Here is a 12,221-nt window from a genome sequence, read left to right as displayed (position 1 = left end):
CCCCGGCCCGCCGCCCCGCGCCCGCCCGCGCCGCGCGGCGTCAGCCGGACCGAACCCGACTGGCCCGCCGACACCGCCCTTGTCCGCAAACCGGTGCGCGAAGCGCTGCGCGAGGCGCTGACCGAGGAAATGGCCCGCGACGACACCGTGCTTCTCATGGGCGAAAGCGTCGGCGAGGCGCAGGGCACCTACAAGATCAGCCAGGGCCTTCTCGACCGCTTCGGCGGCACACGCGTCCTCGACACGCCGGTGACCGAGGCCGGGTTCGCGGGCCTCGCCGTCGGCGCGGCCTGGGGCGGGCTCAAGCCCGTCGTGGAGTTCATGTCAATGGATTTCGCGCTTCAGGCGATGGACCAGATCGTCAATTCCGCCGCCAAGACGCATTACATGTCCGGCGGTCAGCTCGCCTGTCCCATCGTCTTTCGCGGCCCCGACGGCGCGGCGGCGCGCGTCGGCGCCCAGCACGCCCAGAGCTTCGCCGCCTGGCTCGCCCATGTCCCGGGCCTCAAGGTCGCCTCCCCCTATTGCGCCTCGGACGCCAAGGGTCTCCTGAAAAGCGCCATCCGCGATCCGAACCCGGTGATCCTTCTGGAAAACGAGACGCTCTACGGCAAGAGCTTCGAGGTCCCGGACCTCGACGACTACACCGTGCCCTTCGGCAAGGCGCGGCGCTGGCGCTCGGGCGACGATGTCACGCTCGTCAGCTACGGCCCGGCGATGGAGGCCACGCTCGAGGCCGCCGACCGCCTGGCCGCCGACGGGATCGCAGCGGATGTGCTCGACCTGCGCAGCCTGCGTCCGCTCGACGAAGACGCTGTGATCGAAAGCGTCACCCGCACCCATCGCTGCGTCACCATCGAGGAAGGCTGGCCGATGGGCGCCATCGGCGCGCATCTCGCCGCGGTGCTGATGCGCGAGGCCTTCGACGCGCTCGACGCCCCTGTCGCGGTCCTGACCGGCGCCGACGTGCCGATGCCCTATGCCGAACCGCTCGAGGCCGTGGCCCGCGTCACCGCCGACGCGGTTGTCGCCGCCGCCAGCCGGGTCTCCTACGCATGAGCGTCGCCGTCCGCGGCCGCGATGCCGCCCGCGAGGCCTACCGGGTCGATATCGACGGCCAGGGAGCGCTCGTCCCCGAATGCCTGATGGAGAGCCTGCGCTCCGGCGACCGCCCGAGCCACCAGGAGGCCTATGAATGGATCGCCGCCCATCGCGGCGCGATCGAACGCGCCGTCGCGGCGCGTGTCCGGGGCGAGCGGCCGCGCCCTCCTTTCGACCTCGTGGAACTCCTCGCATGACCGACCGCCTGCGCGTCTCGCCCGCCGCCCGCGCCGCCGCCGAGGCGCAAGGCATCGACTTGGCCAGCCTCACCGGCAGCGGTCCGAACGGCCGGATCGTGCTGCGCGATCTCGACACCGCCGCGCCCGACATAAGCCGCGACCAGAGCGTCCGCGAACACAGCACCGAGCCGCCACATCGCGCCGAGACCATGGCCTCGATCTGGTATGATCCGGACTGGGAGCGCGACCGCCGCGTCCTGCACGCGACGCGCGTCATCGACGCGACGGCACTGATGGCCGCCCGCGCCGACCTCATCGCCGCCTATGGCGCCTCGGGCCCGCGCCCCGGCCTCACCTGCCTCCTGCTCCGCGCCGCGGCGCTGGCCGAGCGCGCGCTCTGGGAGGTGGACGAGAATTTCGACGAAGGTGTCGGGCTCGCCATCGCCCGCCCGGATAGCTATGCCCGGAATCTCTTTCTCGGCCCCCTCGACCGCCCGCTTCGGCGCTTCGCCGAAGAAATCACCCGCCTCCGCACCGATCCCGGTGCCGATGTCCCGGAGCGCCCCATGGTCATCGACGGCGGCGGCCCGTATTTCCGGATTGCCAATCTCGGTGTCCTGGGGCTCGACAATTTCGTCTCCGCCCGGCCCGATAGCTACGGTCGCACCCTCGAGATCGGGCGCTTGCGCGACACCGTCACCCTCGACGCCGTGGGACGCCCCGTGAAACGCATCGAACTGCCGCTGACCCTGACCTGGGAGGCCAAGGAAAACGACATCCTCGAACCAAGCCGCATCCTCGCGGCGCTCGCGGACGCGCTCGAACACCCGATCCGCCTCCTGGCCTAGGCGCCACGGACCCCGAGGGCGCACCCCGCCCCATGCTTCTTCTTTTCGATAAATACCGCCGGGGGTGAATTGGCCGAAGGCCAAGAGGGGGCAGCGCCCCCTTCCACCTTTGTCACGTGCACAATGCTCTTTAGTTTTCGCTGGGCGTTGCAACACGCCCCCGCGTAATCGCCCTCGGGGCGCCGCAATGAATGGAAGGCGGGGCCCCCTCACCTCGCGACGCAAGCGCCGAAGGTCAGGAACCGCGCAGCAGGTGATCCATGTTGATCGCGGGCTGCGGGCATCCCGCCTCGCCGACGATCCGCGCCGGAACCCCGGCCACAGTCTTGCAGGGCGGGACCTCTTCCAGAACCACCGAGCCCGCCGCGATGCGAGAGCAATTGCCGATGCGGATATTGCCGAGAACCTTCGCGCCCGCGCCGATCAGCACGCCATCGCCGATCTTCGGATGGCGGTCCTCTTCCTCCTTGCCGGTGCCGCCCAGCGTCACCGAATGCAGCATCGAGACATTGTCGCCCACCACCGCGGTCTCGCCGATCACGATGGAATGGGCGTGGTCGATCATGATGCCGCGGCCGATCTTGGCGGCGGGGTGGATATCGACCCCGAACACCTCCGAGCAGCGCATCTGGAAGAGATAGGCCAGGTCCGTGCGGCCCTGCTCCCAGAGCCAATGCGAGATCCGGTGGCATTGCACCGCCTGGAACCCCTTGAAGAACAACAGCGGCTGCAGGAACCGGTGGCAGGCCGGGTCGCGGTCGTAGACGGCGACAATATCGGCCCGCGCGGCCAGCGCCAGGTCCGGATCCGAGCCGTAGGCCTCGTCGCAGATCTCGCGCAGGATCTGCTCGGACATCTCGCCCGAGGCGAGTTTCAGCGACACGCGATAGGCCAGCGCCCGCTCGATGGTCGGGTGGTGCAGCACCGAGGAATGCACCAGCCCGCCCAGAAGCGGCTCGTGGCGCACCGCGTCCTCGGCCTCGCTCAGAATGCGGGCCCAGACGGGATCGAGTTCGGCGACTTGTGCGCGGGTCTTGGCCATCGGTCTCTCCTTTGCCGCAGCGAGACTAGCAGATAGGCTCGCCCTCGGAAAACGCAAATCGGTGATCCGGGGGATCAAGGGCGATGATCGATGAGGACGCGGCACGCCGCAGGATCGCCGAGCGGCTGGCCGAGCTCGAGGCCGAGGATGCGCGCGGTCGCGACGGCCAGGCGGTGGTGACGCTCGATCAGCAGGCGGTGGGGCGGCTGTCGCGGCAGGACGCGCTCCTGTCGCAATCCATGGCCAAGGCCACCCAGGCCCGCCGCGACCGCGAACGCCGCGCCCTCGCCGCCGCCCTAGCGCGGCTCGAAGAGGGTGAGTTCGGCTACTGCGAAGACTGCGGCGAAGAGATCGCCTCGGGGCGCCTCAGGCTCGATCCGACCGTCACCCGCTGCGTCGAATGCGCCTCGGGGTGAGCGCCCGGTCATAGCGGGGATTTGCCAAAGACACGCTCCTCGATCACGCCGACCCGCATATTGCCGGGATCATCGGCGCTCGGTGGAGGCACCGTCAGCCGTATGAGCGTATCGCTTCGAGCTCGCCCCGATCCCTGTTACGCTCGATCCGTATTTCGAATTGGAGCTTATCGAGTATGAGACGATTTTTCCCCCTTGCCGCCACGCTTGCGGCTCTCTCTGCCCTCGTCCCGACAGATGCCCTCGCGCAGGAACGGCTTCTCGCCCACTATATCGCTGATCTCGGCGATGAAGATCACCGGACCTCCAGCGGCCAGAGGCTGACCTCTTTCGCGGCTTTGATCGCGCAGGATCGCGCGAACTTTCACCGCTTCGGTATCAGCCACAGACACGACCAATCCGACCCGATCTTCTCGGACCGCGCCATGCGCGCCCAGATCGGCCCACGCGTGATGGACGTGCCGCATTACTACGAGCAATACGCTCGCAATGTCCTCTCCTGCACACGCGGATGCGGCACCTACATGGTCGTGGATGTCTACGGATACGGGCGGACGATCACCCGCATCACCATCGAGGTGCCCGGCTGATCCTCCACCTGCCGGAGCCTCATCCCACCGCCAGCCGTGCCGCCGGTCCCGGGCCGAAGCGGGCCGAGATCTGCGCCACGCGGATCTCGCTGGCCGCGCCATCCGCCGCGCGCAACGCCGCCGGGTAGGTCCAGGCGGGCGCGCCAAGGGTGACCTCGCGCAGCACCGTCTCGCCCGCCATCACCCGCAGGAGATAGGCCTCGCTCTCCTCGCCGAGGGGCACCTCGGGCGCCGACCAATCGTCGCCGTCGAGCCGCGTGCGCCGCACCCAGCTCAGCCGAAAATCGCCGCCCTGCGGCCTGGCCCGGAGGTGGGCGGGCGCATAGGGTCGCAGGCCGATGCCGTCGAAGGCGTGGACCGCCTCGGTATAGCTCGGATCGTCATAGCCGCGCCGCGCCGGACCGACCCGGTAATGTTTCGAAACCCGCCGCTCGGCGCGCGTGAGCGGGATCTGGCGCGGCGTGCCGTCGAGCCGCACCACCCAGGAGCCCGCGGGCCAGACCTCGGGCATGACGCCGTCGGTGCCCGCCTGACCGCGCAGGAGATGCCCCAGAAACCACGTCCTGGGCCCACCTAGTCGCGCGTCCCGGAACTGCAGCACCTCCCAGGCGCCGGGGCTGCCATCGCCGATGGCCAGCGCGTTGCCGCCCGCGAGGAACGCCTCGTCCGAGATCGCCGCAAGCTGGCCGGTCAGCATCTCGAGCTGCAGCTCCGCGCCGCGCTGGACCCGGCCCGAGGGCCCCGCGAAAAGCGGCGTCAGGGTGCGCCCGATGGTCGAGCGCCCGGCGATCACGTCCAGAAGCTCGAACCCGTCGCCGGTCGCCGAGCCGTAGAGCGCCGCGCTTCCGGGCCAGGGCCGCGCCGTCAGCGCCAGGTGCGGGGCGTGCGGGACCTCGTCGCCGGTCAGAAGCGGCAGGTCGAGAAAGAGCGGCAGCACCGGGGTCGCGGGCGCGAAGGGGCGCAGGCGCGGCGCGGCCTCGGGCAGGTCCGAGGCGATGTAGGTGTCGGGCTCGATCCGCACCGCGTCGACCATGCGATGGGTGCCGGTCTCGACCCGGTCGATCCGCGCGCGCAGATCGCCGCCCTCGCGCGGCAGCGTGACGATATCGCCCGCGCCCAGATGCCAGAGCGACGGCGGCAGAGCGAAGCGCAGGCTGTCGCGCGCGATGCGGGTCTCCGAGAGCCAGCGCTCGGCGGTCTGGCGCGCCTCGGCGCGGCTCATCAGGAGCGGCAGCTCACTGTCCGAAACCGCGTGGGTGGCCTCGTCGGGCAGCACCGCTTCCTCGGAGGCCGGTTCGTGATCGCCCCCGGCCTCGATGAAGCCCACCCGCACGCGCCCGGCCTCTTCGGCGGGCGCGGCGCGGGTCTCCGAGAGGGTCGCCTCGTCCCCGGCCACCAGCCTCTCGGGATCGAGCGACCGCGCGGGCGTGCCCGTACGGGAGACGAACTGCAGCGCGCCGCCCTTTTCCACCGCGTCGAACCCGTAGGCCAGCATCAGGGGCTGAAGCCGCGCGCGGGCATCGGCCACCTGCGGCACCGCGTAGCCCCTGACCGTGCCGTAAAGCCGCGTCGTGTCGATCTCGGTCAGGCCCGAGGCGGCGCAGATTTCCGCGACCACCGACGCGAGGCTCCGATCGCTCGACCGCCCCGTGATCCAGTGCCCGAGCCGGTGGTTCGGCGCGTCGGCCCAAAGCTCCGCCTTGCCCGGAAACCACGGATAGGGCCGCGCGTCCCAGGCCCAGACGAAAGCGCGCGACATGTCGACCATGCGGCCGTCATAGACCTCGGAGCGCGGGTTGTGGTCCGGATCGCCCCAGTAGAGATGCATCGCGCGCAGATATTGCCGCTGGATCAGCGCGTCGGGGCGGCCCGAGCTGTGATAGGGCAGATGGCTCTCGGAGCTTTTCGGATCGACGAAGACATTGGGCTGGTTGGTGCCCTTGTCGACCGCCGGGCAGCCGAGCTCGGTGAACCAGATGGGCTTCGATCCGGGCTGCCAGGCGGTCGGCGTCTCCTGGCGCACGCCGCCGATCCGTTCGTGATGACGGTTGGACCACCAGCCCCGGAGGTCCTTGTAGCGCCAGACCCAATCCTCGCCATGGGCGCCGTCGCGGATCGGTTCGCGGCGCTGCGCGGCGCGGGCCTCGGACGACGGGTAATACCAGTCATAGCCCTCTCCGCCCGCGACATTGGCCATCAGGTAATCGAGGTCGTGGCAGGCGCCATGCGCGACATCCGCATGGGTGTCGCCGTCGCGCCAGTCCGAAAGCGGCATGTAATTGTCGATGCCGATGAAATCGATGTTCGGATCGGCCCAGAGCGGGTCGAGATGAAAGCGCAGATCGCCCGAGCCGTCCTGCGGGTGATAGCCGAAATACTCGCTCCAATCGGCGGCGTAGCCGAGCTTGGCATCGGGCAGGAGGGCGCGGACCTCGGCGGCCAGCGCGATCAGCTGGTCGACCGCGGGAAAGCCCAGATCGTCGCGGATCTGCGTCAGGCCGCGCATCTCGGAGCCGATGGTGAAGCTGTCGACGCCGCCCGCCGCCGCGGCCAGCGCCGCGTGGTGGAGGATGAAGCGGCGAAAACCCCACTCGTCCGGGCCGGTATAGGTGACGCCGCTCTCGCTCACGGCGAAATCCGTGGCATTAGCGGTGCCGAAAAACGCCGCGACCTCCGCGCGCGCTGCGGCGGTGCCGTCGGGCGAGCCGCTCCGAAGCGGCGCAAGGCTCGTGGTGATCCGCCCGCGCCATGGCAGCGCGGGCTGGTCGGAGGCGCCAGTCCACGGGTCCTCGCGCCCGTTCCCGGCAAGCTGCTCCATCAGGATAAACGGATAGAGAAGAACCGCTTGGCCTGCATCCCTCATGTGGCGGATCGCGCCGATCACCGAGGCGTCCGAGGGCGTGCCGCCATAGACCACGCCGCCTTCCTGCCGGGGCACGGCCTGCGCGTCGTCGCGGCCGAGCCCCGCGACGCGCCAGGGCCGGTCGCGCCCGTCGAACTCTTTCTGCTCGACCTTGGGGCGCAGCGTGCAGCGGTCGCAGCGCAGATCGTCGCCGAACCAGCTGACCACGAGGCTCGTGGCGCGCACCTGCGGCAGGTCCACCTGCAGCGCCCCGAAAGATGTCGCGAAATCAGAGGCCTCCGACGGGGTGTTCACGTTCGCGACGCCGTGAGAGCCGCCGCCGAAGTCCAGGTATTCCGGCTCGGGCGCCAGCGCGTATTCGCCGGTCCCGGGGATCATCGCGACGCCGCGGATCAGCGCGGGGACATCGTCATCCTCGGTCGAGGGGCGCACCACCTCGGCCGAAAACTGCGGCACGCGGCTGCCGAAGCGGCCGAGGTCCAGATCCTCGATCACCAAGTAGGCCGTGCCGCGATAGGCGGGAACCGCGCCTGCGCCCTCGACCGCCTCGATCAGCGGGTCGGGCTGCTGGTCGCGTGTGCCGCGATAGACGCGGATATCGAGATCGGCGAGCGGCAGCTCCGCGCCATCCGCCCAGAGCCGCGTGACACCGGCGATCTCGCCCTCGCAGAGCGCCAGCGCCAGCGAGACCGAATAGCTGTATTCCCGGATCTTTGGCTGCGCCGGGGCCGCGCCCTTGCCGCCGCCACCGCCGCCGCGCGTCGTCACATGCTCGGTGAACTCGGTCGCCCAGATGATCTGCCCGCCGACGCGCATCCGCCCGAAGACCTCGGCGATGGCGGCGCCTTCGCCCGCGCCGGTCAGGCGAAAGCGGTCGATCCGGCCGGTCTCGACCGTCTCCGAGCCCTGCCCCATCAGCCGCTGGTCGATCACCCGCCCGAGCGTCGCGCCCATGAAACGGCCCACGGCGGTCATCGACAGCCCCAGCACCGAGCCACCGATGGAAGAGCCGATCGCCGCGCCAGCGGCGGAGAGAAGGATGGTCGCCATCGTCAGGCCTCCGAGGGAAAGGTGAAGCGCGCCACGATCCGGCGCGCCCAGGGGTCGGTCAGCGGGCTCTCGACGACGCCGAGGCCGTCATAGGCATGGATGAAGGCGGGCGCGCGCCCCGCCTGCGATAGGATGCCCAGATGCTTGGCCACCGCGCCCGCGCGCATCCGGAAGAGCAGCACCTGCCCGGGTGCGAGCGCCGCGTCGGCAGGACGCAGGCGACGTGTGGCCGCGTCGCGCAGCACCTCCTCGCCCGAGGGTTCGGCCCAGTCGCGCGTATAGGGCGGGACCGGGTCGGGCTCGGGGCCTTCGATCTCGCGCCAAATGCCTCGGACGAGGCCCAGGCAATCGGTGCCCGCCCCCCGGAGCGAGGCCTGGTGCAGATAAGGCGTGCCGATCCAGCCGCGCGCGGCGGCGACCACCCGGCTCATCTGCGGCTCCCGCCGTCGCGGGTCTTGGCCTGGGTCGGGTGCACGAGCATCCAGTCCTCGCCCGGAATGTCGGGAAAGCCCTGGTAATTCAGCGCATTGTTGAACTTGAACCGGCAGGTCTCGAAGCGCTTGTCGCAGCCCGCGGACAGCGCCACGACGTCGCCGGGGGCAAGCGCCGCGCGCAGCGGCTCCCAGAGCTCGATGAGCCGCGTGCCCCGCTCCGAGCCGTGATCGCGCTTGATCGCCGCCGAAAGACCCGCCGCCGCGCCGGTGACCACCTCGGCCCGGCCGCGCCGGAACCAGTCAAGCTCGAACCCGGGAAGCGCGGGGAATTCCAGCACGCGGCCGTCCTCGGCGGAAAGGATCGCGCCTTCATGCACATAGCCCGGCGTCGCCAGGTCGAAGCCGCAGGCGAGATCGCCCAGCACCGCGCCGCAGGGGCGCTGGTAGACCCGGCCCATCGGGCGGTTCAGCCGCTCGGCAAGGCCCCGGAGCTCGGCCTCGAACCCGCCCGCCGCACGGCGGATCTCGCCCAGAGCTCCGCGAAAGACCATCTCGCGCGCGCTCACTTCCTGCCAGTTGACGAGCCAGCAGGTCACCTCGGCGTTGTCATAGCGCCCGGCGGCGATATCGGCCTCGGTGATCGCATCGGAGCGAAGCGCGCCCATCGCCTCGGTATTGTCGACCGAGAGGCCCGTCGACTGCGCCAGCGCCAGAGCGGTCAGACCGGTCTCGGCGCGGAAGGTCACGCCGTCGAAGCCCAGGTCCAGATCGTGATCGGTGAAGCCCAGGACGACGCCATCGGCGCGCGCCACCGCCCAGCAGCGCGCGACGGTGGTCAGCCCCGTCCCGAGATGCGCATGGAGCGCCGTCGCACCGCTCATGCCCGGACCTCGATCACCGGCACGTCGGGCGCCTGCCCGGCCTGGAAGGAGGCGACCGAGGTGCGGATCGCGTCGGTGTCGAAGCGCACGGGCACGTCGAATTCGAACCCGGCGGTGATCGGCGCGTCCTGCATCGGCGGCTCGGTGAAGGTCACGAGGCCGGTGGTCGCGTCGATCTCGAAATGCACCGCCTCGCGGGCCTCGACATCCTCGACCCCCATCACCACCGTGCCGGCCACCGGCTTGCGGATCGGGCGCTGGTAGCTCTGCGCGCCCGAACGGTAGGTCTTGGTCAGCTGGAAGACGCGCGTCACCCCGTCGCCATAGGCGATCACCTGATCGGTATACCGCGGCGCGTCCGAAGGCGCGCAGGACTTGAAGTCGGACCAGTCCTTCCATCGGAACCCGAAGAGCTGGCCCTGCCGCGCCTCGAAGAACGCCACCAGCGCCTCGATATCGTCGAGCGAGCGCATGCCGAGCCCCGCATCGTAGCGGCGGCGGGAATGGGCCCAGGGCGTGTTGCGCTCCTCGAAGCCGTTGGCGAGCGTGACCACGTCGGTGCGGCGCTCGGGGCCGCCGACCGAGCCGAAGCTCAGCCGGGTGGGAAAGCGGATCTCGTGAAAGCTCATCTGCGGCTCCCTCTCAGCGGTTGCGCGACCCGCGCGACAGCGCGCGGCCCATCTCGGCGGCGATCTGGCTCTGGCTGCGGCGGAAGCCCTGCACGTCCGGGGTCGAGATGTTCATCACCACGGTGACCGGCTGGCCGCCGGCCTGAGCGCGCACCCCGAGCTTGCCGTCGGGACCGCGCGCGAGCGGCATGATCGCCTCGGGCCCCGCCTCGCCCATGAGCCCGGTGCCGCCGCGCATCGGAAAGGCGGTGGGAGAGGACACGATCCCGCCCTGGGCGAAGGGCATGACCCGGCCCTGCACGAAGCCCGCGCCGTTCGCGAAGGGCGCGTATTGGCCGAAGAGCCCCGAGACCGCGCCGGTGATCGCGCCGCCGACATGGTCGGCCACGGGCCTGACCGCCGCCCGCCAGGCGGTGTCGACAAGGCTCTGGGCCACGTCGCCCAGCGCGTCCGAGAGCTTCCTCCCGTCGAGCACCACGCCGTCGATGGCCCTGGACACACCGCGGCTCAGGGCGCTCTCGAAGCGCTGCGCGCCGCGGCCCGCGGCGTCGAAGGTCTCGTGGATGCGGGTCAGTTCGGTCTTGAAGGACGCGGCCATCTGCGCCGCGCCGCCCAGGGTCGTGTCGAGCTCTCCGAACGCGTCGTCGAGCCGGTCGAGATCATCCATTGCCGTCTCCGGTCCTGTCGGGGAAGGCCGCGATCAGCTCGTCGAGCCGCGCGCGTCCCATCGGTTTGGTGCCGGCGCCCTGGCCCAGCATCAGCTGCAGTTCCGCCGGGGTGAGCTGCCAGAAGACCTCCGGCGGCAGGCGCAGCCCCGCGAGGCCCGCGCGCATCAGCCCCGGCCAGTCAAGGCGCATCGCGGGCCTCGTGTGCCTCGGGCGGCAGGAAGGCGCGGGCCAGAAGCTCGGCCGCTGCGCGGGCGGCCCCCATCGGACCGCCCGCGATCTCGGCCGAGATCAGCGCCTCGGGTCCGACCTGCCAGCCGCCGCCCCGGAGCCCCGCGACGATCAGCGCCAGCACGTCGCGGCTGGAAAAGCGCCCCGCTTCCATCCGCTCGACGAGCGCGAGAAGACTGTCCTCGCCCAAGCCCGCCTCGAGTTCGGCGAGCGCGCCGAGCGTCAGCCGCATCACCCGCGTCTCGCCGTCGATCACGAGCGCCGTCTCGCCGCGCCAGGGGTTCGCCATCAGACCGCCGCCACGAAGCTCAGCTGGCCCGCCGAGGCGAGCGCCAGCTCGTAGGTCGCCTCGCCATTGTGGCTCCCGGCATATTCGATCGCGGTGACCTGGAACGGCCCCTGCACCACGCCGAAATCGGGGATGATGACCTGGAAGGCGGGCGTCTCGCCGTCAAAGAAGATCTGTCGCGCGCGCTCGTCGGTGTCGCTGTCCTTGAAGACGCCCGAGCCCGAGATCGCGGCGGTCTTCACGCCCGCGCCCGCCAGAAGCTCGCGCCAGCCGCCGGCGCTTTCGAGCGAGGTGACATCGACGCTTTCGGCGTTGAAGCTGACGCGGGTGGCGCGCAGGCCTGCCATCGTGTGAAACTGGCCGTCGCCGGTGAGATCGACCTTGATGAGAAGGTCCTTGCCGTTCTGGGCTGCCATGTCTTGGGTCTCCTTGGGATCAGGCCGCGTCCACGCGGGCGCGGAAGGTCAGGTCGATGCGGCGGAGCGCGCCGTCGCGTCGGGCGCGGGCCTTGCGGAACTGCAGCGCCACGAGGCGGCCGCGCGCGAGCGCCAGGTCGCGGCCAATGAGCGCGTCCGAGACCGCGCCCGCCACGTCCTTGGCGGCGCGGAAGCCCGCGATCTCGGTCACCACCGACAGCGACAGGTCGTGCCAGGCGCCGGTGCCCGTGGCATCCGAGGCATCGCGCACGCTTTCGGCACCGAGCGTCACGTAGAGCCGCGGCAGAGGTCCCGCGGGCAGCGCGTCATAGACATGGCCGCCGGTCAGGGTGGCCACGGCCGGATCGGCGGTCAGGCAGGCATAGACGGCCTCCTGCAGCGCGGCGGATGCGGCGTAGCTCATGGCGCGGTCTCCTCCTCGCAGGTGCAGGTCAGAAAGCGGCCCTGCGGATCGCGGAGCGCGACCGACAGGATGCGGAAGAGCCGCGTGCCGTGTCGCAGGCGCTGGCCGGGGCGCGGCCGGGCGGAGCTGCCCTCGGGCGCGGCGCGCACCGAGATGCGCCACC

The 12,221-nt window shown here is 70.8% G+C and carries 16 protein-coding genes; 5 read left to right on the top strand and 11 right to left on the bottom strand.

All coding sequences use genetic code 11. The annotated features are described in order from the left end of the window. From ACFQ4E_RS19910 to ACFQ4E_RS19900, 3 genes are all read left to right on the top strand, one after another. On the top strand, nt 1–1,059 hold a 1,059-nt coding region (locus ACFQ4E_RS19910; protein ID WP_386806285.1), incomplete at its 5' end, for a pyruvate dehydrogenase complex E1 component subunit beta. Next, nucleotides 1,056–1,298, top strand: a complete 243-nt coding sequence (locus ACFQ4E_RS19905) for a hypothetical protein (RefSeq protein WP_386806284.1) — start codon at nt 1,056–1,058, stop codon at nt 1,296–1,298. The genes ACFQ4E_RS19910 and ACFQ4E_RS19905, both read left to right, overlap by 4 nt. Continuing rightward, the gene (locus ACFQ4E_RS19900) at nt 1,295–2,128 is read left to right on the top strand and encodes an E3 binding domain-containing protein (protein WP_386806283.1); all 834 of its coding nucleotides are present in this window, start codon (nt 1,295–1,297) and stop codon (nt 2,126–2,128) included. The genes ACFQ4E_RS19905 and ACFQ4E_RS19900 overlap by 4 nt, the downstream gene beginning before the upstream one ends. Nucleotides 2,129–2,363: 235 nt before the next feature. Here ACFQ4E_RS19900 and cysE read toward each other — a convergent pair whose 3' ends face one another. After that, complete coding sequence (cysE, locus tag ACFQ4E_RS19895) at nt 2,364–3,170, bottom strand: serine O-acetyltransferase (protein ID WP_386806282.1); 807 nt, start codon at nt 3,168–3,170, stop codon at nt 2,364–2,366. A gap of 83 nt (nt 3,171–3,253) precedes the next feature. Between cysE and ACFQ4E_RS19890 the strand changes: the two genes are divergently transcribed. Both ACFQ4E_RS19890 and ACFQ4E_RS19885 read left to right on the top strand, forming a co-directional pair. Beyond that, nucleotides 3,254–3,586 carry a TraR/DksA family transcriptional regulator gene (locus ACFQ4E_RS19890; protein ID WP_386806281.1) on the top strand — a complete coding sequence of 111 codons (333 nt, stop codon included), beginning with the start codon at nt 3,254–3,256 and terminating at the stop codon, nt 3,584–3,586. A gap of 176 nt (nt 3,587–3,762) precedes the next feature. Further along, entirely contained in the window at nt 3,763–4,176 is a 414-nt protein-coding gene (locus ACFQ4E_RS19885; protein ID WP_386806280.1) for a hypothetical protein, read from the top strand. 19 nt (nt 4,177–4,195) lie between these two features. On the opposite strand, the gene ACFQ4E_RS19880 is transcribed toward ACFQ4E_RS19885, so the two are convergent. The 10 genes from ACFQ4E_RS19880 to ACFQ4E_RS19835 are packed head-to-tail and all read right to left on the bottom strand — an operon-like array spanning nt 4,196 to nt 12,207. Then, the gene (locus ACFQ4E_RS19880) at nt 4,196–8,089 is read right to left on the bottom strand and encodes a baseplate multidomain protein megatron (RefSeq protein WP_386806279.1); all 3,894 of its coding nucleotides are present in this window, start codon (nt 8,087–8,089) and stop codon (nt 4,196–4,198) included. A gap of 2 nt (nt 8,090–8,091) precedes the next feature. After that, on the bottom strand, nt 8,092–8,520 hold the full coding sequence (locus ACFQ4E_RS19875; protein WP_386806278.1) for a peptidase: 429 nt from the start codon (nt 8,518–8,520) through the stop codon (nt 8,092–8,094). Beyond that, nucleotides 8,517–9,404 carry a DUF2163 domain-containing protein gene (locus ACFQ4E_RS19870; RefSeq protein ID WP_386806277.1) on the bottom strand — a complete coding sequence of 296 codons (888 nt, stop codon included), beginning with the start codon at nt 9,402–9,404 and terminating at the stop codon, nt 8,517–8,519. The genes ACFQ4E_RS19875 and ACFQ4E_RS19870 overlap by 4 nt, the downstream gene beginning before the upstream one ends. Next, on the bottom strand, nt 9,401–10,033 hold the full coding sequence (locus tag ACFQ4E_RS19865; protein WP_386806276.1) for a phage distal tail protein, Rcc01695 family: 633 nt from the start codon (nt 10,031–10,033) through the stop codon (nt 9,401–9,403). Before ACFQ4E_RS19865 ends, ACFQ4E_RS19870 begins: the two co-directional genes overlap by 4 nt. 13 nt (nt 10,034–10,046) lie before the next feature. Next, nucleotides 10,047–10,700, bottom strand: a complete 654-nt coding sequence (locus ACFQ4E_RS19860; protein ID WP_386806275.1) for a phage tail tape measure protein — start codon at nt 10,698–10,700, stop codon at nt 10,047–10,049. Beyond that, a complete protein-coding gene (locus tag ACFQ4E_RS19855; RefSeq protein ID WP_386806274.1) occupies nt 10,693–10,890 on the bottom strand; it encodes a rcc01693 family protein in 198 nt (65 codons plus the stop codon). The genes ACFQ4E_RS19860 and ACFQ4E_RS19855 overlap by 8 nt, the downstream gene beginning before the upstream one ends. Then, nucleotides 10,880–11,218, bottom strand: coding sequence for a gene transfer agent family protein (locus ACFQ4E_RS19850; protein WP_386806273.1), 339 nt, complete (start codon nt 11,216–11,218; stop codon nt 10,880–10,882). The genes ACFQ4E_RS19855 and ACFQ4E_RS19850 overlap by 11 nt, the downstream gene beginning before the upstream one ends. Next, nucleotides 11,218–11,634 carry a phage major tail protein, TP901-1 family gene (locus tag ACFQ4E_RS19845; protein WP_386806272.1) on the bottom strand — a complete coding sequence of 139 codons (417 nt, stop codon included), beginning with the start codon at nt 11,632–11,634 and terminating at the stop codon, nt 11,218–11,220. Before ACFQ4E_RS19845 ends, ACFQ4E_RS19850 begins: the two co-directional genes overlap by 1 nt. A gap of 19 nt (nt 11,635–11,653) precedes the next feature. Beyond that, nucleotides 11,654–12,058, bottom strand: a complete 405-nt coding sequence (locus ACFQ4E_RS19840) for a DUF3168 domain-containing protein (protein ID WP_386806271.1) — start codon at nt 12,056–12,058, stop codon at nt 11,654–11,656. Continuing rightward, entirely contained in the window at nt 12,055–12,207 is a 153-nt protein-coding gene (locus ACFQ4E_RS19835; protein ID WP_386806286.1) for a phage head completion protein, read from the bottom strand. Before ACFQ4E_RS19835 ends, ACFQ4E_RS19840 begins: the two co-directional genes overlap by 4 nt. Between the last annotated feature and the right edge of the window lie 14 nt (nt 12,208–12,221).

This window comes from Litorisediminicola beolgyonensis (genome assembly GCF_042679605.1).
GTDB lineage: Bacteria > Pseudomonadota > Alphaproteobacteria > Rhodobacterales > Rhodobacteraceae > Litorisediminicola > Litorisediminicola beolgyonensis.
Note: the sequence above shows the minus strand (reverse complement) of the source record. Positions and strands in the feature narration are given on the sequence as shown.